Source organism: Aeromonas sp. ASNIH8 (genome assembly GCF_002919855.1).
GTDB classification, from domain to species: domain Bacteria; phylum Pseudomonadota; class Gammaproteobacteria; order Enterobacterales; family Aeromonadaceae; genus Aeromonas; species Aeromonas caviae.
Genome location: NZ_PQLN01000069.1, coordinates 1 through 23686 on the forward strand (window position 1 = coordinate 1; position 23686 = coordinate 23686).

Below are 23686 nucleotides of genomic sequence, written 5' to 3' on the forward strand. Positions count from 1 at the left end.
TGGCCAACCGAGCCAGCATGTCGCCAGATGCCTCAACAACATCGTTCAGATCGTTTGCAATAGACATAAAAAATCCGGAACCAGTGATTGGTTCCGGATTGTCCTACAGCAGAAGGATCGGTCAATGGATCCTTAACTGATCAGCATTGCCGCATGGCGGGGCTTTTTCTGTTCACTGCCCCGCCCTTTCTTAATCCATGTCAATTCCCAGGCAGACGGCGCTTGCCAGGCCTTGACCTTCTCCTTTCGGCAAGGTTTAGATTCGGCCCATCCGTCACAGGGAAGCCACCCATGCTCTCATCGAGATTGCCCACCACGTTCATCGCCCGGCTATTGCTGGCGCTGGTGCTCGTCTGCAATCTGACCCTGTGCATCAGCTGGCATGGCGCGGCCACCGCCCTCCCGGGTGAGACCCAGGATGCCCTTCCGGCATCCTCCCCCTTGTCTCATGCGCTGCACGAGAGCCCGCCTGTGCAGCACGCCGCCATGAACCATGGCCAGGCCGACACAATTCCCCTCTCCTGCCATTCGGGCACCATGAGCCAGAGTGCCCCGTCTGGGGGGGAATGCCAGATGCAGGCCGGCTTCTCCGGTGCGGCCAATGCCCCGCCCCTGCTCGGCATGCTGTTGTCACTGCTGCTGATCCCCCTGCTGCTGCTCCCCTCTTCGTGGCATGTCGGCTCCCTGCTCGACAACTGGCTGAGGGATCCCTTCCTGCGCCTGCGCGGTACCCATCCCCCCTCCTGGCCCAGACGGCATCTGATGCTCTCTGTGCTGCGCCATTAGAAACCTCTTCTACCCCAGCCTGGGCAATGGTTCGCCATTGCAACAAGTGCCGTGCACCGGCCGACTCGTCGGCAGTGCTCCGTTTGCCGCCCAACCCGTTCGCTGTGATTCGAGTGTTGCGTGACGCAGGTGCGTGAATAACGCCTCTGCCCCGCCCCTGGACACGACGCTCATGCAGGAACCCGGTCAGGCGGCCTGATAGAAGAGAAGATGTAACCATGTCATCAGCCAAGATTTTCGCCGTTGCCGGCGCCCGCGCCTCCCGTTCGACTCGTGCCGGAGGCCTGCGATGAACAAGACCCTGATCCTGTCGACTCTGATGCTCGTCCTCGGGGCTGGCGGCGGTTACTGGGCCGCCACCAAGATGGGCGGCGCTACTACCGCCAAGGAGAAGGCCCCCCTCTACTGGGTCAATCCCATGGATCCCCGCGACAAGCGCGATGCCCCCGCCAAGGACAACATGGGGATGGACTTCATCCCCGTCTATGAAGAGAAACAGGGCGGCTCGCCGGGCACCGTTACCATCAGCCCCGAGATCCAGCAGAACCTGGGGGTGCGGCTGGCCAAGGTGGAAAAACTGCCCGTCCACCAGCAGATCGAGACGGTGGGCTATGTGGGATATGACGAGGAGCGCCTCGAAGCCATCAACTCCCGGATGGCGGGCTGGATCCGCAACCTCGCCATCAAGAACGAGGGGCAGCAGGTGGCCAGGGGCAGCTTCATCTACGATCTCTACGCCCCGGATCTGGTGAACGCCCAGCACGAGTACCTGCTGGCGCTCAATACCACCAACCCGCTGCTGCTGCGCGCCGCCGAAGGCAAGCTCAAGTCCCTGCAGGTACCGGCGGATCAGATAGCGGCCCTCAAGCGCACCCGCAAGGTGCAGGAGACGGTGCGCATCTATGCCCCGAGCAGCGGCTATGTCTCCGAGCTCAAGGTGCGTGAAGGCCAGTATGTGGAGCCCGCCGCCCCCCTCTTCAACATCAGTACCCTCAAGCAGGTGTGGGTGAGCGCCGAGGTGTTCGAGCGCCAGGCCGCCCAGATCAAGGTCGGCGATCCGGTCACCATGACCCTGGACTATGCCCCGGGCCGCCGCTGGCAGGGTCGGGTGGACTACCTCTACCCGACGCTCGATGCCAGTACCCGCACCCTGCGGGTCCGCCTGCGCTTCGACAACCCGGACGAGTTCCTGAAACCCAACATGTTCGCCAAGGTGAGCATCGGCACCGGCAAGGGGGAACCCCGCCTGGTGGTGCCGAGCGAAGCGGTGATCCGCACCGGCAGCCAGGACCGGCTGGTGCTGGCGCTGGGAGATGGCAACTTCAAGTCGGTGGCCGTCACCCTGGGCCCCCAGTTTGGTGACAAGGTCGCCATCCAGGAGGGGGTCGAAGCCGGTGACAGCATCGTCAGCTCGGCCCAGTTCCTGCTCGACTCAGAATCGGCCATCGATTCGGACTTCCAGCGCATGACGGCGGTGCGTCCCATGCAGGTGTGGACCCAGGGCCAGGTGCAGAACATCGATCTCGCCGGGCGTACCCTCGGCATCTCTCACCAGCCCATTCCCGAGTGGCAGTGGCCCGCCATGGAGATGGACTTCACCGTGGCCGACGGCGTGGACATCAGCCAGCTGAAACCGGATCAGACCCTGCATCTGCAGGTGGAGCAGGAGGGGGACGAGTACCGCATCATCCAGATCCATGTGGAAGACAAACCGGCAGCAGACGAGCCGATGAAAGAGGCCAAGGGCGAGATGCCAGGCATGGAAGGCATGGATCACAGCCAGCACCAGATGGGGGATAAATCATGATCCCGGCCATGCTTCGCTGCATTGAGCACAAACCCAATCGGCTGCCAGCCCACCGAATGAGAGGAGCCCAGTCATGATCCCTGCCATCATTCGCTGGTCCGTCGGCAACCGCTTCCTGGTGCTGCTGCTGACCGTCATGCTCACCGCCTGGGGCCTCTGGTCGGTCAAGCAGACCCCGGTGGACGCCCTGCCGGATCTCTCCGACGTCCAGGTGATCATCAAGACCTCCTACCCGGGCCAGGCGCCCCAGGTGGTGGAGGATCAGGTGACCTACCCCCTCACCACCGCCATGCTGGCGGTGCCGGGGGCCACCACGGTGCGCGGCTACTCCTTCTTCGGCGACTCCTTCGTCTATGTGCTGTTTGACGACGACACCGACCTCTACTGGGCCCGCGCCCGGGTGCTGGAGTATCTGAGCCAGGTGGCCCCCAATCTGCCCGCCGGGGCCCAGCCCCAGCTCGGGCCGGACGCCACCGGGGTGGGCTGGGTCTACCAGTACGCCCTGGTGGACAAGAGCGGCAAGCACGATCTCAGCGAGCTCACGTCACTGCAGAACTGGTTTCTGAAATACGAGCTGCAGACGGTGAACGGCGTATCCGAAGTCGCCACTGTGGGCGGCATGGTGCGCCAGTACCAGGTGCGGGTCGATCCGGACAAGCTGCGGGCCTACGGCATTCCGCTCTCCCTCATCGAGACCGCCATCAAGCAGGGCAACCAGGAGACCGGCGCCTCCGTCATCGAGATGGCGGAAGCGGAGTACATGGTTCGTTCGAATGGCTACCTCAAGAGCGTCGAGGATCTGAAGCAGATCCCGCTCGGCACCAATGTGCGGGGCGCCCCCCTGCTGCTGGGTGACGTGGCCGACGTGGTGACCGGTCCCCAGAGCCGGCGCGGTATCGCCGAGCTCAACGGCGAAGGGGAAGTGGTGGGCGGCATCATCGTCATGCGTTTTGGCGAGAATGCCCAGCACACCATCGACGGGGTCAAGGCACGGCTGGCCGAGCTCAAATCCAGCCTGCCCGACGGGGTGGAGATCGTCACCGTGTACGATCGATCCGACCTTATCCAGCGCGCCATCGACAACCTCTCCGCCAAGCTGGTGGAGGAGTTCGCCGTGGTGGTGCTGGTGTGTATCGCCTTCCTGTTCCACCTGCGCTCGTCGCTGGTGGTGGTCATCACCCTCCCTATCGCGATTTTGACCGCCTTTATCGTGATGCACCTGCAGGGGATCAACGCCAACATCATGTCGCTGGGGGGCATCGCCATCGCCATCGGCGCCATGGTGGACGGCGCCATCGTGATGATAGAGAACGTCCACAAGCACATGGAGCGGGAGGCGCTCACCGACAAGAACCGCTGGCGGATCATCACGGAGGCGAGCATCGAGGTGGGGCCGGCGATTTTCTTCTCCCTGCTCATCATCACCATGAGCTTCCTGCCGGTGTTTGCCCTGGAGGCGCAGGAGGGACGGATGTTCCACCCGCTGGCCTACACCAAGACCTACGCCATGGCCGCCGCCGCCGCGCTCGCCATCACGCTGGTGCCGGTCATCATGGGCTATTTTATCCGCGGCAAGGTATTGCCCGAGCAGGCCAACCCCCTCAACCGTGGCTTGAGCCAGGCCTATGTGCCCCTGCTCAATGCCGTGCTGGCCCGCCCCAAGACCACCCTCGCCGCCGCCCTGGTGGTCACGGTCGCGGGTTTCTGGCCGCTCCAGCACCTGGGCTCCGAGTTCATACCGCCGCTCGATGAGGGGGACATCATGTACATGCCCACCACGGCGACCAACATCTCGGTGGGCAAGGCGCGGGAGATTTTGCAGCAGACCGACAAACTCATCCGCACCGTGCCCGAGGTACAGAACGTGTTCGGCAAGGCGGGGCGCGCCGACTCGGCCACCGACCCGGCGGATCTGGTGATGATGGAGACCAGCATCCAGCTCAAGCCCCGCGATCAGTGGCGTCCCGGCATGACCCCGGAGAAGCTGAAAGAAGAGCTCGACTCCCTCATCCGCTTCCCCGGCCTCACCAACGCCTGGGTGCCCCCCATCAAGACCCGTATCGACATGCTGGCCACCGGCATCAAGACCCCGGTGGGGATCAAGATCGCCGGCCCCGACCTCAAGGTGGTCCAGCAGATTGGCCAGCAACTCGAGCAAATTGTCGGCAAGGTGGAAGGCGCTGCCTCCGTCTACGCCGAGCGGGTGGCGGGCGGTCGCTACGTCAAGGTGGATATCGATCGGCTCAAGGCGGCCCGCTACGGCCTCAACATCGCCGACGTGCAGGCGGTGCTCGCCACCGCGGTGGGCGGCATGGACGTGGGGCAGACCATTGAGGGGCGCGAACGTTACCCCATCAACCTGCGCTATCCCCAGAGCTATCGCGATTCGGTGGCCAGCCTCGAACTGCTGCCCCTGGTCACCCCCAAGGGTGAGCGGATCGCCCTGGCGGACGTGGCCCGGGTCTACATCAGCGACGAGGCGCCCATGCTGCGCAGCGAAAACGCACGCCTCAACGGCTGGGTCTACGTGGACATCCGTGGCCGCGACATCGGCTCCTTTGTGGCAGAGGCCAAGGCCGAGGTGGACAAGCAGCTGGTGCTGCCACCGGGTTACGCCCTCACCTGGTCAGGTCAGTACGAATACATGGAGCGGGCCATGGAGCGCCTCACCTACGTGGTGCCCCTGACCCTCGCCATTATCGTGCTGCTGCTCTATCTCGCGTTTCACCGCTTCCAGGAGGTGCTGCTCATCCTCACCACCCTGCCGCTGGCGGTGGTCGGGGGGATCTGGGCCGTCTGGCTGCTCGACTTCAACCTCTCGGTGGGCGTCGGCGTCGGCTTCATCGCCCTGGCCGGGGTGGCCGTGGAGACGGGGGTGCTGATGCTGGTCTACCTCAACCACGCCTGGGACGATCTGGTGGCCAGCGGCAAACCGGACAAGGCCGGCCTGCACCAGGCGGTCATTCACGGCGCCGCCCTGCGCCTGCGCCCCAAGATGATGACGGTGGTCACCATCATCGCCGGCCTTCTGCCCATCATGTGGAGCCATGGCACCGGCTCGGAGGTGATGCAGCGAATCGCCGCCCCCATGATCGGCGGCATGGTGACGGCGCTGGTGCTGACCCTGCTGGTGCTGCCCGCCGCCTACTACCTGTGGCGCAGCCGCACCCTGAAAACCCTTGAACACACGACGTCGCAGACGGATACCCCGACTGCACCCTGATCAACCGGACAACACAAACAAGGAAACCATCATGAACTACAAGACGCTGACGCTGACCCTGCTATTGGGCCTCGCCACCCACACCGGCCTGCAGGCCGAGGAGATGATGAACCACGAAGGGCACGACATGAGCCAGATGGGGGAGATGGGCCAGATGGAGGGCATGGATGGCATGGAGGAGAAGGTGATGACCAAGGGGGTCATCAGCCGTATCGACACGCAAAACGGCAAGGTAGGCATCAAGCACGAGGCCATCGCGAACCTCAAGATGCCCCCCATGACCATGGTCTTCCAGGTGGCCGATCCCGCCCTGATGGAAGGGTTCAAGGTCGGGGATGCGGTGAGCTTCCACGCCGAAAGTCCGGCTGGAAAGCTCACGGTGACGAAGCTGCAGAAGCAGTAACCACTCACAAGGGCAGTAAAAAAACGGCGGGTTGAACCCGCCGTTTTGTTGTCTGCTTGTCAGCGCCGGGCCGATCCTCAGCCGCGAATGTGGTCGATAAAGGCGTCGATCTGCTCGCGGCTGCAAGCCGGGTTCATGAATACCGCCTTTTCCCCGGCGATGTAGGAGTAACGGCCGCGCGCGTCGTAATCGGAGCGGGCCACCGCCTCCACCCAGTTGGTGTAGAGCCCCACCTTGCCGCGCCCGGTGAAGAGGCTGCGGTGGTATTCGGTGTTGCGTGCCAGCCGCGCCTTGTAGGCGGGGTCGGGACTGCGGGCCAGCTCGAAGGCGAACTCGGCCTCCGGATCCTGCACCCACTCGGGGTTGTAGATCTTGAAGCCCACGCTCGGCCCCTGGTTCTCCTGGGCCACCAGCTTGACGTTGCCGAGCTGGCTCAGACGGAAGCGGAAGTAGTTGGCGTTTTGCAGGCAGTGGGCCAGCACGGTGCGATACCCCTCGACCCCCAGGTAGTTGAGGGCCGCGTAGGCACCGAACAGGCCGCTCGCCCCGCGGGAGCACTCGATGGTGGACTGCAGGTGGGTGTGGCCCTGGATGTCGCGCTCGAAGTAGGAGAAGTTCTCCGGATCGTTCTCCATCGCCTTGAGGTCGTTCTGCTCCTTGATCATCACCAGGCTGGAGGTGTAGGGCACATAGCCCCACTTCTGGAAGTCGACGGTGAACGAATCGGCGTATTTGAGCTCGGCAAAGCGCGCCACGTTGCGCTCGATGCCGGCCAGGGTCGCGGCGTTGATGGCCAGGGGGTTGGCGGCAAAGTCGTAACCCAGGAAGAAGATCATCGACCAGCCGATGGCGGCGTCCACGTGGATGTGGGGCTTGACCGCCACCTCGAAGCGCTCGCACAGGCGATCCCGCAGGTCCACCACGGGTTTGACCTGATCCACCCCGAAGGTGTCGGTGGTACCCATGGTGAGCATGATGGTAGGCACCACGTGCTTCAAGGCAAAACAGGCGGTCAGGGTGCGCTCGAGATCCGCGAGATCGATGTCGTTGTTCTCCCCGACCTGGATGCGGATGGTCTTGTTCTCGATGTCCACCCCGAGCAGGGAGAGGTTGGTGATGTTGGAGTAGTGGCCGCCCTGGGAGTTGATGATGCGGTAGTCCTGATAGTGGCCGAGCCCCTTGTGCTTGGCTTCCGGCAGGCTCTTGCGAATGCCGAGCAGGTAGCCGTAGAGGTTACAGAAGGTCCCCCCCTGGGTGAAGATGCCGGTGGCGCGGGCCGGGTCGTAACCCGCCAGCAGTGCTATCTGGCGCACTACCTTCTTCTCCAGCTCCTCGGCCACCCCGGCGTATTCGGAGTAGACCAGGTTGGGGTTGGCCAAAATGCCCATCTGGGCGCCGTAGATGGCGGGATCCGCCGACATGGTGATGACGTTCTCGACGCTGGAGGGGTTCTCCCAATCCTTTGACAGGGCGCCGGCAAACAGCAGCTCCGTCATGGGCTCCCCCGGGGTACGCATCTGCGCGGGCACCGGCATGGTCTCGCAGAGATCCGCCAGACGGGCGCGGCCATCGGGCCAGGCATTGAGCCGCGCATCCGGCGCCAGTCCACGGGCGCGAAACTCGTTGAGGGTGGCAAAGCCGGGCTCGCGAAAGACCGGCCAGAGGTCGGGGTTGCGTGAGAAAAAGTGGGCTTTGACGGTGGCAAAACGGCGGGCGAATTCGGGGGAGACGGCGTTGACGCCCTCATCTTTCAGATAGACCAAGTGATTCATTTTTATACCATTGATACTGCTGAGGTGCGGTTTTTATACTCCAGTGACACCTCTATCAACAGAGACAATAACTAATGGTCTGCCCTACTTTTTGTCATGTTGGCGCCCTGATGGGCGCCGCGCCCCCTCTCCCCTCTTTTCCCCTGTTCATCTTGTGATCCTGGTCATGGGCAAGGTCAGCGCAGGGCGGTCAGCAGCCATGCCGAAAACCCTTCCAGCTCGGAGTTGGCCGAAAACGTCGCCCGCCACTGACGCAGCAACTCGTCGATGGCGTCGGGACGATAGGCCACCCCGGGCAGGCGTGCGGCCAGGTCATCCAGGGGCGCAGGGTCCAGGGTGTCACTGAAGATCTGTGCCCGTCCTATCACCCCCTTCTCCACGTCGAAATGAAGCTCGACCCCGCCCCAGGGGAAGCGCTCCTCCAGCAGGTGGCTGAAGGCGGGAGCATGGCCGAAGTTCCACTCCCAGCTGCGTTGGCGGGCAAAAGTCTCGGCAAAGCCGGGCAGGTCGGGCATCCGCTCGGGGGAGATATGCTCGGGCGGCACCACCTCACCGTAATGGGCAAAGAAGGCGTCGCACAGGGCCTGTACCACCTGCTCATGATCCAGACCAGGCAGCAGCTCGCCAAGGTTCGCCACCCGGCTTCTCACCGAACTGATGCCCTTGGCCGCCAGCTTCTTGGGGTCGGGATTGAGGTAGTGGGCAAGGCGGCCGAGATCAGCATCCAGCAGCAGGGTACCGTGGTGAAAGCCGCGATCATGGTTCTCCCGGTAGGCCGAACCCGACACCTTGCGATCCCCGTCCGGGGTCGCCACCAGCAGGTCGTTGCGCCCGGAGGCAAAAGCGCTCACGCCGAGTCTGGCGAGGGCATCGATGACGATGGTGGTGGAGACGCTCTTGTCATAACCGGGCTTGCCCGCCATGAAGGTGAAACAGCTGTTGCCAAGGTCGTGGAACACGGCGCCACCCCCGCTGCTGCGCCGGGCCAGGGTCACCCCGTCCTCTTCCATGCGGCGGGTGTTGCACTCCTTCCAGGGGTTCTGGGCCCGGCCTATCACCACCGTATTGTCGTTGCGCCACAGGAACAGCACCCGCTGGGCCGGGTCCATCTGGCGAAAAATGCACTCCTCCACCGCGAGGTTGAACAGGGGATCGTGGGAGTCGGAGAGCAGCAGGCGCAAGGAAGACATGACAGGACCTTCTCGGAAAACAGGAAACGGATGACTACCATACCACCCTGAACGAAGGAAGGCGTCCCCCGACCGCCACAGGTCGACATCCGATCGGGGCAAGAGCATCAACTTCTGATACGACAGGAGAAGACAAGAGGGAGTCGCCGAAAACACGCAGTTTATCATTAACAGGCGAGAAGAGAGGCGGCAGCCACCCCTCCTGGAATGACACCTTATGCCCTTGTCACCGGGCCGGTGACGGGTTGACAAGGTTTCAAAACGAGCCGTGACGCCCATTGACGTGATGAATGACACAAAAATGACTTTTACTGCCTCCCGCGCCCCATCTTATTGGGGCCTGCTCCCCTTGCGAATGGCAGGAAATTGTTTGACTCTAGCCAGAAGAGCACCTCCCGAGAGAACAGCGGTATGACGGAGTCCGATGCATCTCGCCAGCCTGTACGCTGGCTTCTGCCTTTCTGGGTGATGATTGCCACCCTGACCACGGCTCCCCTCAGGGCGGATGAGCGCGTCATCCTGCAACTTCCCTGGCAGCACCAGTTCCAGTTTGCCGGTTACTACGCCGCCATCGCCAAGGGGTTCTACCAGGAGGTCGGCCTGCAGGTCACCCTGCGGGAGGCGGGGCCGGGCACCGACGTCATCAATGAAGTCACCACGGGTCGTGCCCAGTTCGGCATCCGCGGCAGCGATCTGCTGCTGGCCCGGGCAGCAGGCCGCCCTGTGGTGGTGCTCGCCGCCATGTTGCAGCACTCCCCCCTGATGCTCATCACCCTGGAGCGGCCGGATATCCAGACTCCGGGCGATCTGGCCAACAAGCGGCTGATGCTCGAACCCGGCTCCAACGAGCTGCTCACCTACCTGCATCGCTACACCCGCAGCCGGCAGTGGGATACCCTGCCCTACGAGCGGGGGGTACAGGCACTGCTGAGGGGCCAGGCGGACGCCATCAGCGCCTACAGCACAACCGAGCCCTTCACCCTGCAGCAACAGGGCATTCCCTACCGGGTGTTCAGTCCCCGCGACGTCGGGTACGACTTCTACGGAGACAACCTCTTCACCTCGGAAAATGAAGTCTTCAACCAGCAGGAGCGGGTCCAGCGCTTCTTGCAGGCCAGCCTCAAGGGGTGGCGCTATGCCATGGATCATCCCGAGGAGATGATCAACCTGATCCTGGAGCACTACCCCAGCGGGGCCGGGCGCGAGGCGCTCGCCTTCGAGGCCCGTGAAACCCGGGCCCTGATGCAGCCCGACATCATCGAGCCCGGCTACATGCAGCAGGATCGCTGGCAGCAGATCGCCCGCACCTACCAGGAGGCCGGGATGATCAAGGCGGTGCCCAACCTCACCCCCTTCCTCTACAACAGTACCCAGGCGAGCCTTCGCCAGCAGCGCCAACTGCTCGACAGGAGCGTGGCCATCGCCATGCTGATCTCCTTCTCCCTGCTGGCCCTGCTCGGCGTCTTCCTGCACCTCTATCTGCGTCTGCGGGAAGAGGCCAGTGACCGACAGCGGCTCACCCGGGAACTGGCCCAGCGCGAGCAGCACTACCGTTTCGTGGCGGAGAACAGCGGCGACGTGATCTGGACCATGGACACCGACAGCCTGCGTTTTCGTTACATCAGCCCCGCCATCGCGTCCCTGAGCGGCTATGAGCCCGCCGAACTCTTTGCCCTCTCCCTGCGCCAGCTGCTCCCCGATGAGTCCTGGAAACAGCTTCGCGACGGCATCACCGCCTCCCTCGAGGCCTGGCAACGGGGGGATCATGGGCAGACCCGGTGCGTCATCCACTCCCAGCTGCGCCACAAGCAGGGTCATCTGGTGGCCATCGAGACGGTCACTACCTTGCATGGCAGCGCCAGCACAAGACCCGATGCCATTTTGGGGGTGACCCGGGATGTCACCGAACGTTCGGCCCGGGAGGAGATGATGCGCCGCCTCGCCTTCTATGACCCCCTCACCGGCCTGGCCAACCGCCGCCTGCTGCAACAGCGGCTCAAGGAGACCCTGGAGCAGGCTCCCCAGCAGCCCCTGGCCCTGGTCTTCATCGATCTCGACCACTTCAAGCCCATCAATGACACCTTCGGCCACGAAACCGGCGACCTGCTGCTCAAGCTGGTGGCCGAGCGCATGGGGGAGTGCGTCAGGGAAGAAGATCTGGTGGCACGCCTTGGGGGGGACGAATTCGTCATCATGCTGCCCGATACGGATGCCTCGGCCCTCGCGGTCGCCGACAAGCTGCACCACTGCCTGCATCACCCCTTCCAGCTTGAGCAGCAGGCGCTGCGCATCTCCGGCAGCATAGGGGTCGCCCTCTATCCGGATCACGGCACCGACCCCAAGACCCTGATGCACCACGCCGATCAGGCCATGTATCAGGCCAAGCACCATGGCCGGGGCAGGGTCTGCCTGTTTTCCACCGGGCAGGATCCCCTCCCCGGCACCCTGCAATGGCAGCCCGCCCACGCATGCGGCCACCCCCGCATCGATGCGGACCACCGCCAGCTCTACCTGCTGGCCAACCGCTTGCTCGAGCACATGCAGGATCCCGGCATCCATCCGGATGCCTTGCTGGCAGACATGGCGCAGATATTCGAGATGGCGCGCCAGCACTTCCTCCTCGAAGAGCAAGTCCTCGCGCAATATGGCTATGAGGAGCTGGCGGCCCATCGCCAGGAGCACCAGCATCTGCTGAAAAAAGCCGGTCAGCTGATGGCGGCCGCACAGGCGGGCACCCTTGGCAACGACGCCCTGCTCAACTTCATCATCCAGGAGCTGGTCGTGGGTCACATGAGCCAGGCGGATCGCCGTTATTTCCCCCTGATGAAAACCTGCGATGCCCGCGAGGCGGTGTGATGCCAGAAAACAGGGGGCACGTGCCCCCTGTGTTTACCTCTGACTTCGGCGAACGAGCAGGCTGTAGTAGAGCAGCGGGATCACCATCAGGGTGAGCAAGGTGGAGACCAGGATCCCGAAAATCAGGCTGATGGCCAGCCCGTTGAAGATGGGGTCATCCAGGATGAAAAGCGCCCCTATCATGGCCGCCAGCGCCGTCAGCATGATGGGTTTGGCTCGCACCTGCGCCGCCTCGATCACCGCCTGCTCGAACGCCATGCCACTCGCCCGCTGCTGCTCGATGAAATCCACCAGCAGGATGCTGTTGCGCACGATGATCCCGGCCAGGGCGATCATCCCGATCATCGAGGTGGCGGTGAACTGGGCCCCCAGCAGGGCGTGACCCGGCATCACCCCGATGAGGGTGAGCGGAATGGGGGCCATGATGATGAGCGGCACCAGATAGGAGCGGAACTGGGCCACCACCAGCAGGTAGATGAGGATCATCCCCACCCCGTAGGCCAGCCCCATGTCGCGGAAGGTCTCGTAGGTTATCTTCCACTCCCCGTCCCACAACAGCGCCACCTCCCCCAGCTTGTCGGGCTGATGCACGTAATACTGTGGCAGCGAGATGTCGGCACCGGCGGCAAACATGCCGTAGAGCGGGCTGTCGGCATGGCCGCCCATGTCAGCCACCACCATCACCATGGGCTGCATGTTCTTGTGCATGAGGTAGCTGGGGGCGACCTCGTCACGACGGCTCACCAGCTCGGAGACCCGCACCAGCTGGCCGCTCTGGCTGCGCACCTTGAGAGCCAGGATGCCGGTCAGATCCCGCTTGTCACCGGGGGCGAGCTCGATGCGGATCGGCACCGGATACTTGGCGCCTTGCCCTTGCAGCCAGCTGGCATCCTGATAACCCACGCCCCCGTTGAGGGTCGCCACCAGATCCCCGAGAACGACCCCGAGCAGGGCCGCCTGGGCGCGATCCACCACCAGCCGCCACTTGGGCTGGGGGTCGGCCAGATAGATGTCCACGTCCACCAGATCCGCCGTGGCCACAAAGCGGGCCTCTACGACGCGGGCAGCGGCTTCACGGGCGGCCTGCGTCGGGCCATACACTTCCGCGACAATGGGCGACCAGACAGGCGGTCCCGGGGGCACCTCCACCACCTTGAGGTTGCCCCCTGCCGCACTGGCGATGGCCTGCAAGGGCGCACGCACCGACCGGGCAATCTCGTGACTGCTGCGATCCCGTTCATGCTTGTCCACCAGATTGACCTGGATGTCCCCCACGTTGGCGCCGCTGCGGATGAAGTAGTGGCGCACCAGCCCGTTGAAGTTGATGGGGGCGGCGGTGCCGGCGTAGATCTGGTAATCCTTCACCTCGGGCACCCTGGCGAGCTCCCGACCCACCGCCAGCAGGGTGCGCTCGGTCTGCTCCAGGGTCGCCCCCTCCGGCATGTCGAGCACCAGCTGGAATTCCGACTTGTTGTCAAAGGGGAGCATCTTGAGCACCACCCACTGCACCACGGGCATGGCGGCCGCCCCCGCCACCAGCAGCAGAATGACCAGCCAAAGCTTGTGTCTCGCTCTTTTGGCACCCGTCCCCATCAGAAAGGGGGTCATCAGCCGGTGAAAGAGCCCGGCCTTGGCCTCCCCGTGGGCGACATGCCCCTCGCGCTTGAGCAGGTGATTGGCCAACCAGGGGGAGAAGATGAAGGCCACCAGCAGGGAGATAAGCATCCCCATGCTGGCATTGATGGGGATGGGGCTCATGTAGGGGCCCATCAGGCCGCTGACGAAGGCCATGGGCAGCAGGGCCGCGATGACGGTCAGGGTCGCCAGAATGGTCGGCCCCCCCACCTCGTCCACCGCGCCCGGAATGAGATCCTTGAGGGACCCCTTGCCCAAACCGCGATGACGGTGGATGTTCTCCACCACGACGATGGCGTCATCCACCAGGATGCCGATGGAGAAGATAAGGGCAAAGAGGGACACCCGGTTGAGGGTAAAGCCCCAAGCCCAGCTGGCAAAGAGGGTCAGCGCCAGGGTGATGACGATGGCAACCCCCACCACCAGCGCCTCGCGCCAACCCATGCTCACCAGCACCAGCAGCACCACCGCCGTGGTGGCAAAAATGAGCTTGCCGATGAGGGTGTTGGATTTGGTCTCGGCGGTGACGCCGTAGTCACGGGTCACCGTCACCTCGACGCCAGCCGGGATGAGTCGATTCTTGAGGCTCTCGACCCGTTCTTCCACCCGCTTGGCCACCTCGACCGCGTTCTGGCCGGGCTGCTTGCCGATGGCCAGGGTCACCGCCGGATAACTGCGATCCCCCTGCCCCATCCAGCTGCGCTGCACCGGGGTCTCCTGACCCAGCGAGACCCTGGCCACATCCCCCAGATAGACCGGCTTGCCGTCGTGCAGCCCCACCACCAGTTCGCGGGCCTCCTGCTCGCTTTGCAGGAACTGCCCCACCTGCACCTTGATCTCCCGGTTATCCTGCACCACGGCCTGCTCGCTACCCGCCTGGTTGGCGGCGGCGAGCCGTTGGTTCAGCTCGCCCCAGCTGATGCCGTGGGCGCTGAGGGCCGCCGGATCCGGCATCACCCTCAGCACGGCTCGCTGGCCGCCCAGGCTGTAGATATCGCGGGTACCGGGCAATCGCTTGAGCTCGGTCTCCAGCTCGTGGGCGACCCGGGTCAGCTCGGCGGCCCCCAGCTGCTTGCTCCAGAGCGTCAGGCTGACGATGGGCACATCGTCGATCCCCCTGGGTTTGACCAGGGGCTGGCCGACGCCAAGCCCCTGGGGCAGCCAATCGCGGTTCGAGTCGAGCTGGTTGTTGAGATCGACGATGGCCTGCTCGCGGCTCACCCCCACCTTGAACACCACCACCAGCAGGGCACCATCGGGTTGGGAGAAGGAGTAGAGGGTATCTATCCCCTTTATCTGGGAGACCACCTGCTCGGCAGGGGTGGTGACGAGGGATTCCACCTCTGCCGGGCTGGCCCCCGGGAAGGGAATGTAGACGTCGGCGAAGGTGACATCGATCTGGGGCTCCTCCTCCTTGGGGGTCACCAGCACGGCAAAGAGGCCGAGCAAGAGCCCCACCAGCGCCAGCAGCGGGGTGATGGCCGAGCCCTGAAACAGGGCCGCCAGCCGACCCGCCGGCCCCAGGTGGCCATGGTTGCCGTTCAGCTCGCTACTCATGGGACACCTCCTGTTGACGGGTCCAGGCATCGGGGGCCAGGGTGTCACCGCCCTTGAGACCCGCCAGGACCTCGCACAGCCCAGCCTCGCAGTGGCCGACCCGCACCGGGGTCAGGGCCCAGCCCTCCCCCTCTTTGAGGTAAACGCCGTTGAACTCCCCCTGCCGCAGCAGGGCGGGCTCCGGCACTTGCAACACCTGACGCTCACCCTGTTTGATCTGCACCTTGAGCCACATGCCGGGCAGCACCCCTGCCGTGTTCGGCGGCAGATCGAGGCGCAACCGGAAACTGTGGCTCTGGCTGTCGGCGTAGTTGAAGCGGGTCAGCTTGACGGGAGTCACGGCCTTGCCACCGGGCAGCAGCACCTGCACATCCGACGGCTGGCCGGCGAGAGCCAGCGCGGACTGGGGCAGCTCCAGCTCCACCCTCAGCTCGCCCAGGGAGAAACCGGATAGCAGCGGCGTACCAGGGGCCACCGTCTCCCCCAGCTCCACCAGCCGCCTGGTCACCACCCCGGCATAGGGGGCGAGGATGCGGGTATAGCCGTAGGCTTCCCGGGCCTGAATGAGGGCGGCCTCGGCGGCATTGACCTCGGCGCGGGCGGCCCGATCCGTTGCCTGGGCGTTGTCGAGCTGGGCCCGGGTGATCACCCCCTTGGCGATGAGGGCCTGATAACGGGTGAGCTGGCGTTCGGCCTCCACCTGCTGGGCCTGGGCCCTGGCCACCCGCGCCTCGGCGCCGGTCACGGCGGCAGACTGCTCCTTGCCGCTTATCTCGAGCAAGGGTTGCCCGGCCTGTACCTCGTCGTTCACATCCACCAGCATGCGGGAGACCCGGCCACTGGTCTGGGCCGCGACCGTCCCCTGATGAATGGCGCTCACGGTACCGCTCAGGGTGAGCCAGTCGGTGACGCGCTGCGGGGTCAGCGTCAGCGACCCCTTGGCCTCCTCGGCCGCCACCAGGGTGGATGTCATGACCAGCAGGGTGATCACCAGCAACCGGATTGTGTTCATCATGATTCTCCTTCCCTGGCTCATGGGCACCTTGAAAACTCAGGCAATACGGTGCTGGCGAGCCTTCTCCAGCACCCTGTTCCAGACCTTGTCCACCAGCAGGATCCCGGCCGCCATGGCCCCGATGAACAACATTATCATGGGCTGCCCGCTGGAAATGAGACTCAGAGCAGGCCCAGGACAGATGCCGACCAGGCCCCAACCGATCCCGAACAGTGCGGCCCCGCCAATCAGGTGGCGATCCAGCACGGGAGCGGGAACCCGGGCCATGGGTTCCCCCAGCAGGCTCAGACGACGGGGTTTCACCAGCAGGAAGTAGCCCGGCATGAAGACAGCCAGGGCTCCCCCCATCACAAAGGCGAGGCTGGGATCCCAGGCCCCCGCCACGTCGAGAAAGCCGGTGACCCGGGCGGGATCTATCATGCCGGAGATGGCCAGACCCAGACCGAACAGCAGACCCGCCAGCAAACTTGTCATCAATGCCATGACGATCAACCCCTTACAACAGATGGTGAGTGACGAGGACGGTGAGCACGCCGGCCGCCATGAAGGTGAGGGTGGCCACGATGGAGCGCACCGAGAGGCGGCCCATGCCGCAGATGCCGTGACCGCTGGTGCAGCCATTGCCAAGGCGGGTGCCTATGCCCACCAGCAGTCCGGCCACCAGCACCAGCGGCCAGCCCGGCAGGGTGCTGAACGCAGGCATGCTGGCCCAGCCGGCATTCAGTGCCAGCCAGGCGCCCAGACCCAGACCCAGCAGGAAGAGTACCTGCCAGGGGGTTCTGTGTTGCAGGGCCCCCGCCAGAATGCCGCTGATCCCGGCCACCTTGCCGTTGAACAGCATCAAGATCAGGGCCGAGAGCCCCGCCAGCATGCCTCCTCCGAGGGAGAGCAGCCATTGGCTTTCCATCATCGTGTTTCCTCATCTGAGTGACAAAAATGGGTTTGCAGCGCCGCCAGCACATCGACGGCCGCCTCGCTCACCAGCGAGTAGAAGATCTGCTGGGAGACCTTACGCGAACGAATGAGCCCGCAACGCTTCAGTACCGACAACTGCTGGGAGAAGGCAGACTGGCCGAGCTGGCTGTTCGCCAGCAGCTCCCCGACTCCCTTCTCCCCCTCCACCAGCTGACAGAGCACCCTCAGGCGCTCCGGGTGAGCCAGCGCCTTGAGCAGATCGGCGGCCGCGGCGACGTGCCGGTTCATCTCGTCGAGGGGGGTCATGATTTAAATTAGCAACTCCTGATATTTACCTCATTGTATAAATAAACACTAAATTAGCAATATCTAATTAAATGGGGAGTGGCACCTCGCCACCGCCTCACGAGACACCCATGGGAGACGCGGGCCGCGCCCACGCAAACGGGTGAGACATGCCCCTGCATCGGAAAGTAGAGGCCGCCCGAGCGGCTCGCCAACACGGAGGAATGAGGCGTCCTCATCGGCACCTCAATCTCTTTTTTATTATGTTTCAATATGTTGCTATCAGGACCCTAGGGTTTACCCCGGCCGCTCCATCGGCTACCATGTCGCCTCTTTCATCCCTGGCGGAGACCATCAGTGGGCAACTCATCAAGTGACAGATGCACGCCGATCCTTGTCGGCACCCCGGTCGCGAGCTAGCCGCAGGTTCTTCCCTGCCGCGACTCGCCACCCCAGCGAGAAGCGGAACCGTCTCCCTTCTCTTTACACTTGACGTCAGGTGACCAGCCCCGGCCGGACACCTTGCCTGCATAGTTTCTGTTTCCCAAAAGGAGGCTACTATGCGTTTGATTTCAAACAACTATCTTGCTGGCGAATCCCCTTCCCTGCTGAGCAGACTGGGGCACGGCCTGTTACCGCTCTGGCTGCGCGGCAAGCGGCGCCAGCACCACTACCGGCTACAGATCCGTTGCGAGGATCGGGCCGACATGGAGCAGGTGCTGGATCTGGTGAACAGCACCCTGCACCCGGCCGGGCTGCACCCCCTGCAGTCCCTGCGACCCGGTCGCGGCGATGGCCGGATGCTGGTGCTGAGCCTCTGCTGCACCCCGCCCCAGCGCCGCTATCTGGTGCAGTTCGTCCACCAGGTCGGGGCCACTCGCCCCGTGCGCTGGGAGCTGCGCCCGGACAGCGACCCGCCCGCCCGGCACTGACTGCCCTCCCCGGCACCTCGGCCACGCTCCGTTAGTGCCGTGCCCGCCTTCCGGGCACGGTCCCTCATTTGCATTCATCCCACGCCGGCGCTGCGCCCTCGATGCCTCATCGCCCCATTTCGGTACCCATATGGGCAGCGTCGCGCCGGCACCTTAGAAGGAGAACCCCATGAGAATGTGGCAACAACTCGATTTTCTCGCCCTGCTCGACACCCTGGCCAGCCTGCTGCTCGCCTTCGTGCTGGGCAGCCTGGTCGGTCTGGAGCGCCAGTATCGCCAGCGCACCGCCGGCCTTCGCACCAACGTCCTGGTCGCCGTGGGGGCGGCCCTGTTCGTCAACCTGGCCCAGCGCATCTATGACCTGCACGGCGGCAGCTACGGCGTGGTCCACGTGGTGGCCTACATCGTCTCCGGCATCGGTTTTCTCGGCGCCGGCGTCATCATGCGCGAATCCGGCAACATCCGCGGCATCAACACCGCCGCCACTCTCTGGGGCGTGGCGGCGGTGGGGGCCGCCAGCGGTGCCGGCTTTGCCCTGGAGGCCGTGCTCGGCGCCCTCTTCGTGCTGGCGGCCAACACCCTGCTGCGCCCCCTGGTGAACCAGATCAACCGCCACCCGGTGGACAATACCGACACCGAGGTGACCTACCGCGTCACGGCCCTCATCCGCCGCACCCACCAGAAGGAGGTGCTGCCCTGGCTGGAGCAGATGCTGGAGCAGGCCAACTACCCCCTGAGCGAGCTCGATATCGAGCCGTTCGGGGAGCAGGATCTGGAGATCTCGGCGGTGCTGCTGGCCACCTCCATCGATGGCGACGAGCTGGACGCCCTCATGAAGCGGCTGGGGGAGCATCCCCGCATCAAGCAGATCTTCTGGCGCGCCAGCACCACGGATTGAGGCGAGCCCTCGCCCCACGACAAAAAGCCCCGCACTGGCGCAATGCTGTTCAGATAAGCACTTTTTTGACTGATTATTCATAAATTGGATTTGAGTTGAGGGGGCAAGGCTGTGTCCAGTCGATCTTCCTCCAGCCTTTATCCAGCGGGGCTTGCAATAGAAAGAGGGAGGCATCATGCCTCCCTCGCTTTTTTGTCCTGATACTACGTGGACTGGAACTCAAATTCTCTTAAGTGAACAGCATTGCCGCACTGGCGGGGCTTTTTTCATCTTCCGGGTCAACGGCGACTGCGCCAGCGCACCCTGGGGGGGATGACCTGGGCGGTCTGGGTGGGGGCATTGCCCGCAATAAGCTTTTGCATCAGCTCGAAGGTGGCACGGGCCAGGGCCGGGCAATCCTGGGCCACGGAGTCGATACGCATGGGAATGCAGTCGAGCAGGTCGTGATCGTCGAAGGTGCACAGCCGCATCCCCGTCTCCATCAACCCCGCCTCGTTGAGGTAGCGCAGCACCCCCTCGAGCAGAGTGAAGGAGGCGGTGAAGAGCCCTCGGGGGGGCGCCCCGAGCTCGTCCACCAGCTCGGCCATCAGCTGATAGCCGGAGCTTGGCTGGTAGTCGCGATGACGGACCCGGTCTGATGTGGCCTCCAGCCCGGCGCGGTGCAATCCCAGCTCGTAGCCCGCCAGCCGGTGGCGGCTCGGGGAGAGATCCAGCAGGCCGCCGAAGTAGTAGATCTCCTCCCCGCAATCCTCGGCCATATCCTGCACCAGCTCGGCGGTGGCCTTGCAGGCATCGGAGATCACCATGGGCAGGCGCGATTCGCCGATGTGTCGGTCGAGCTGCACCACCGGCAGGCGGTCGTGAATGCGGGCATAGATATCGTCGCTGTGGCCACTGGAGGCGACAATCAGCCCGTCCACCTGGCGGCTGATGAGGTTGTCCACCACCCGCTGCTCCAGGGTGGGGTCATCCTCGGAGCAGGCGATGAGCAGCTGGATCCCCGCCTCCCGGCAGTGGGCTTCGAGGGCGCGGGCAGTGCTGGCGAAGCCGAAGTTGGTGAGGTCGGGGATCACCAGCCCCCAGGTGTAGCTGCGCGCCGCCCGCAGGGAGCGGGCATGGATGCTCGGCTGGTAGTGACACTCGTCCGCCACCGCCTGGATCCGCTTGCGGGTATCGTCGGCGATGCGGTACTCCGCACTCTTGCCGTTGAGCACCAGGCTGGCGGTGGCCTTGGAGACCCCCGCGAGCGTGGCTATCTGGGCAATCGTGATCCGTTTCTTCTTCTCCACCTGACCTCCCGGCAAACTGACACCGGGCTATTGTACAAGGCAGGCCGCCAGCGGCCAGTGATCGAGGCAAATTTTGCTGTCATCACCGTCACAACGTGCGGAAAGTACTGGGTTTTCACCGGGGAAGTAGCGGGTAGACAGGGTCTGGCGACCACCGTCCACGAAGCACTCCAGGCTGGAGCGATCGCACAAGACGGTGATCTTACCCCCAAGCCAGGGGGCGCTTCGCTCCTCCCACTCCCCGCTCTGCCAGTTCTGGCGACGCAGGATGAGGCGCCCCGGCTGCCACACCAGCTCGGCCACGGCCCCGAACCCGAGGCGCCCCTCCCCGCTCAAGGCCAGGTCCAGCCAGGCCGAGTCGATGGCCAGGGTTGGCAGCTCGCCCGGCGCCCCCTCGAAGCGGGTTTGCTCTCCTTTCAGGGCGTCCAGCTCTGCCACCGGCCGCTGGCAGAGCCACTCATCCTGCCAGACGAGCTCCCGCGGGCAACTCATCTGGTGGATCCAGCCGTGCTCGACAGTAGGCTGGCTCATCTCGTTCTCTTCAGGCAGCCCCAGCCAGGCGAACAGCAGGCGGCGCCCTTGGTTGTCCTGAGTGGTCTGGGGCGCATAGAACTCGAAGCCCCGGTCCAGCTCGTGGAAGGCCCCGTGCTCGAACTGAGCGCCGTCGAAGTGGCCCGCCAGCCAGCCGCACTGGTAGAGGTTGCGATAATCCTCTCCCTGCGGGGCAATTCCCTGCGGGCAGCTGATCAGCACATGGCGATCTCCCAGGGGGAAGAGGTCCGGACACTCCCACATGTAGCCAAACTCCCCGAGACCGCCGCGCCCGCTGCCGGCGATGGGCCCCACCAGAGTCCAGACGTCCAAGGTGTCACCGCGATAGAGCAGCACCTCACCCCGATCGTCCAGGGTGCGGGCCCCCAGCACCATCAGCCACTGCCGACCGTCGTGCCACACCTTGGGGTCGCGCACATGGCCGCTGTAGCCTGCGGGCAGGTCCAGCACAGGGCCCAGCTTGGCAAAGCCCCCCGCACCGTCGGCGCGGGCCAGACACTGGTAGGCGGTGCGGCTGCCGTCGGGGTATTTGACGTTGCCGGTGTAGATAAGGGTCAGACGCCCCTGCTCATCGCTCACCGCCGAGCCCGAATAGCAGCCGTGGCTCTCATAGGCCTCGGTGGGCAGCAGCGCCACTGGCTCGTGCTGCCAGTGCAGCAGATCGGTGGAGGTGACATGCCCCCAGCCCTTGTTGCGGTGCTCGCAACCGAGCGGGTTCCACTGGTAGAAAAGATGGTAGCGCCCGTCGTGCTCGATGAAACCGTTGGGGTCGTTGAGCAGCCCCACCGGGGCTGCCAGATGCCAGCGGGGCCGATGGGGATCGGCCGCCGCCTTGAGCTGTCCGGCCAGCAGGGACCGGACAACCTGGTTCAGGAGATGGCTTTCCTTCATCACTCCACCTTGTACTTGAGCAGGTAGGAGGCGGCAAAAGCGGCGCCAAAGGCGATCACCAGACCGATGACGTAGTGGATGAGGCTCATGGGCTGGACGATGGCCATGCCCGGGATGCCGGTCAGGCCCACCGCCGTCATGCCGACCTTGGCCGCCACCACGTAGGCGCCGCCGCAGGCCCCGCCGAACAGACCGGCCAGGAAGGGCTTGATGTAGCGCAGGTTGACCCCGAAGATCGCCGCCTCGGTGATGCCAAGCAGGCAGGACATGGCCGCCGGCACCGTGATGGCCTTGATCTTCACGTCCCGGGTCTTGAAGTAGACCGCGAGGCAAGCCCCACCCTGGGCCACGTTGGCCATGGCCCAGATGGGCAGCAGGAAGTTGACGCCGATGGCAGGGTTGGCCAGCAGCCCCGCCTCGATGGCGTGGAAGCTGTGGTGGATGCCGGTGATGACGATAAGGGAATAAGTCCCGCCAAACACCAGACCCGCCAGCCAGCCTGCCTGCTCATAGAGGGCGCTCAGACCGAACGAGATGCCATCCCCCAGCACCCGCCCGGCGGGGCCGATGAAGAGCAGCGCCACGAAGCCGGTGATGATGACGGTCAAAAACGGGGTGAGGATGAGATCCAGGGCGTCAGGGATGCGCTTGCGCAGCTGCTTCTCCAGGTGGGACATGAACCAGACCGCCAGGAGCACCGGGAAGACGGTGCCCTGGTAGCCGATCATGGCGACATCCAGGCCGAAGAAATCCATGGTCTTGAAACCCCCGGCCACGCCCCAGGCATTGGTCAGGGCCGGGTGGGTGAGAATGCCGCCGAGCGTCGCCCCCAGATAGGGGTTGCCGCCGAATTCGCGCGCCGCCGTAAAACCGATGAGGATCGGCAGGATGATGAAGGCTGCCGAGCTGAACATGTCGAGCATGACGAACAGGGCGCTGTCGGCGTTGACCCAGCCGTAGGTGCGCACCATGCCGAGCAGCCCCATCAGCAGGCCGGAGGCGACGATGGCCGGAATGATGGGTACGAAGATGTTGGAGAGGGTCCGCGCCAGACGCTGGGCCACGTTGAGCTTGGCCGTCGCCATATCGGTCAGCTCCGCCTTGCTGGCGGTGCCGGTCCCGGTCAGGGTGACGAACTCCGCATAGACCTTGTTGACCAGGCCGGTGCCGAAAATGACCTGGATCTGGCCGGCGTTGCTGAAGCACCCCTTGACCCCCTCCAGCTTGTCGATGGCGGCCTTGTTCACCTTGCTGTCGTCCGCCAGCACCAACCGCAGCCGGGTGGCGCAGTGGGCGGCGCTGACGATGTTCTCCTTGCCCCCGAGCAGGGGCACCAGATCCTGGGCTATCGCACTGATATTCATATTCTTCCTCTTATGGCCCGCCACGCTGGCGGGCCCTTGTCACATGAGAGTAGGGTCTGTCGACCCGCGGTTCTAGCCGCGGATCAACAGCCGTCTGCGCCTGATCGCAAAAATTCATCCAGCCGGGTGCGGGTGGGCAGTGCCGTCATCGCCCCCTTGGCGGTGGTGGCGAGCGCCCCGCAGGCGTGGGCCTGAGCCAGGATGGCGGGCAGCTCGGCCTGCGTCGGCAGCGAGGTCCGTTCGGCCAAGGCCGCCAGCAGTCCGGCGACGAAGGCGTCCCCCGCCCCCGTGGTATCGAGTGGCGTCACTTTGGGCC

General features: G+C 64.5%; 18 protein-coding genes. 7 read left to right on the plus strand and 11 right to left on the minus strand.

Features of this window, described 5'->3' with window-relative positions; all coding sequences use genetic code 11:
* Window positions 1–291 precede the first annotated feature (291 nt).
* From C3418_RS16630 to C3418_RS16645, 4 genes are all read left to right on the plus strand, one after another.
* A complete protein-coding gene (locus C3418_RS16630) occupies window positions 292–786 on the plus strand; it encodes a hypothetical protein (protein ID WP_052815050.1) in 495 nt (164 codons plus the stop codon).
* A 289-nt stretch (window positions 787–1075) separates the two neighbouring features.
* Window positions 1076–2593, plus strand: coding sequence for an efflux RND transporter periplasmic adaptor subunit (locus C3418_RS16635; RefSeq protein WP_052815049.1), 1518 nt, complete (start codon window positions 1076–1078; stop codon window positions 2591–2593).
* A 73-nt stretch (window positions 2594–2666) separates the two neighbouring features.
* Entirely contained in the window at window positions 2667–5816 is a 3150-nt protein-coding gene (locus tag C3418_RS16640) for an efflux RND transporter permease subunit (protein WP_103261427.1), read from the plus strand.
* Window positions 5817–5847: 31 nt separating this feature from the next.
* A complete protein-coding gene (locus C3418_RS16645) occupies window positions 5848–6219 on the plus strand; it encodes a copper-binding protein (protein ID WP_043759198.1) in 372 nt (123 codons plus the stop codon).
* Between the two features lie 77 nt (window positions 6220–6296).
* Here C3418_RS16645 and C3418_RS16650 read toward each other — a convergent pair whose 3' ends face one another.
* Entirely contained in the window at window positions 6297–7991 is a 1695-nt protein-coding gene (locus C3418_RS16650) for a pyridoxal-dependent decarboxylase (RefSeq protein ID WP_052815047.1), read from the minus strand.
* A 176-nt stretch (window positions 7992–8167) separates the two neighbouring features.
* Entirely contained in the window at window positions 8168–9181 is a 1014-nt protein-coding gene (locus C3418_RS16655) for a lipoate--protein ligase (RefSeq protein ID WP_052815046.1), read from the minus strand.
* A gap of 468 nt (window positions 9182–9649) precedes the next feature.
* Here C3418_RS16655 and C3418_RS16660 point away from each other — a divergent pair, with 468 nt between their 5' ends.
* The gene (locus C3418_RS16660; protein ID WP_258040101.1) at window positions 9650–12037 is read left to right on the plus strand and encodes a diguanylate cyclase domain-containing protein; all 2388 of its coding nucleotides are present in this window, start codon (window positions 9650–9652) and stop codon (window positions 12035–12037) included.
* A 33-nt stretch (window positions 12038–12070) separates the two neighbouring features.
* Here the strand turns inward: C3418_RS16660 and C3418_RS16665 are convergent, their stop codons facing one another.
* Genes C3418_RS16665 through C3418_RS16685 form a run of 5 tightly spaced genes read right to left on the minus strand, consistent with a single transcriptional unit; the run spans window position 12071 to window position 17465 of the window.
* Window positions 12071–15229 (minus strand): efflux RND transporter permease subunit, encoded by a 3159-nt coding sequence (locus C3418_RS16665; protein WP_103858909.1) that lies wholly within the window; start codon window positions 15227–15229, stop codon window positions 12071–12073.
* Window positions 15222–16241: an efflux RND transporter periplasmic adaptor subunit gene (locus C3418_RS16670; RefSeq protein ID WP_103858910.1), complete on the minus strand. Its 1020-nt coding sequence runs from the start codon at window positions 16239–16241 to the stop codon at window positions 15222–15224. The genes C3418_RS16665 and C3418_RS16670 overlap by 8 nt, the downstream gene beginning before the upstream one ends.
* A 39-nt stretch (window positions 16242–16280) precedes the next feature.
* A complete protein-coding gene (locus tag C3418_RS16675; RefSeq protein WP_167292753.1) occupies window positions 16281–16727 on the minus strand; it encodes a YeeE/YedE family protein in 447 nt (148 codons plus the stop codon).
* Window positions 16728–16740: 13 nt separating this feature from the next.
* On the minus strand, window positions 16741–17154 hold the full coding sequence (locus tag C3418_RS16680; protein WP_041201475.1) for a YeeE/YedE family protein: 414 nt from the start codon (window positions 17152–17154) through the stop codon (window positions 16741–16743).
* The gene (locus C3418_RS16685; RefSeq protein WP_010673655.1) at window positions 17151–17465 is read right to left on the minus strand and encodes a helix-turn-helix transcriptional regulator; all 315 of its coding nucleotides are present in this window, start codon (window positions 17463–17465) and stop codon (window positions 17151–17153) included. Before C3418_RS16685 ends, C3418_RS16680 begins: the two co-directional genes overlap by 4 nt.
* 539 nt (window positions 17466–18004) lie before the next feature.
* On the opposite strand from C3418_RS16685, the gene C3418_RS16690 reads away from it, so the two are divergent.
* Together C3418_RS16690 and C3418_RS16695 are read left to right on the plus strand one after the other, a co-directional pair.
* Window positions 18005–18376 carry a hypothetical protein gene (locus tag C3418_RS16690; protein WP_103858912.1) on the plus strand — a complete coding sequence of 124 codons (372 nt, stop codon included), beginning with the start codon at window positions 18005–18007 and terminating at the stop codon, window positions 18374–18376.
* Window positions 18377–18545: 169 nt separating this feature from the next.
* The gene (locus tag C3418_RS16695; protein WP_029314049.1) at window positions 18546–19274 is read left to right on the plus strand and encodes an MgtC/SapB family protein; all 729 of its coding nucleotides are present in this window, start codon (window positions 18546–18548) and stop codon (window positions 19272–19274) included.
* Between the two features lie 278 nt (window positions 19275–19552).
* On the opposite strand, the gene C3418_RS16700 is transcribed toward C3418_RS16695, so the two are convergent.
* The 4 genes from C3418_RS16700 to C3418_RS16715 form a co-directional block, all read right to left on the minus strand.
* Window positions 19553–20563 (minus strand): substrate-binding domain-containing protein, encoded by a 1011-nt coding sequence (locus tag C3418_RS16700; RefSeq protein ID WP_103858913.1) that lies wholly within the window; start codon window positions 20561–20563, stop codon window positions 19553–19555.
* A gap of 27 nt (window positions 20564–20590) precedes the next feature.
* Entirely contained in the window at window positions 20591–22006 is a 1416-nt protein-coding gene (locus C3418_RS16705; RefSeq protein WP_103858914.1) for a sucrose-6-phosphate hydrolase, read from the minus strand.
* Window positions 22006–23370: a sucrose-specific PTS transporter subunit IIBC gene (locus tag C3418_RS16710; RefSeq protein WP_041214803.1), complete on the minus strand. Its 1365-nt coding sequence runs from the start codon at window positions 23368–23370 to the stop codon at window positions 22006–22008. The genes C3418_RS16705 and C3418_RS16710 overlap by 1 nt, the downstream gene beginning before the upstream one ends.
* A gap of 83 nt (window positions 23371–23453) precedes the next feature.
* The coding region (locus C3418_RS16715; RefSeq protein ID WP_223924835.1) for a PfkB family carbohydrate kinase at window positions 23454–23686 on the minus strand (233 nt) is incomplete at its 5' end.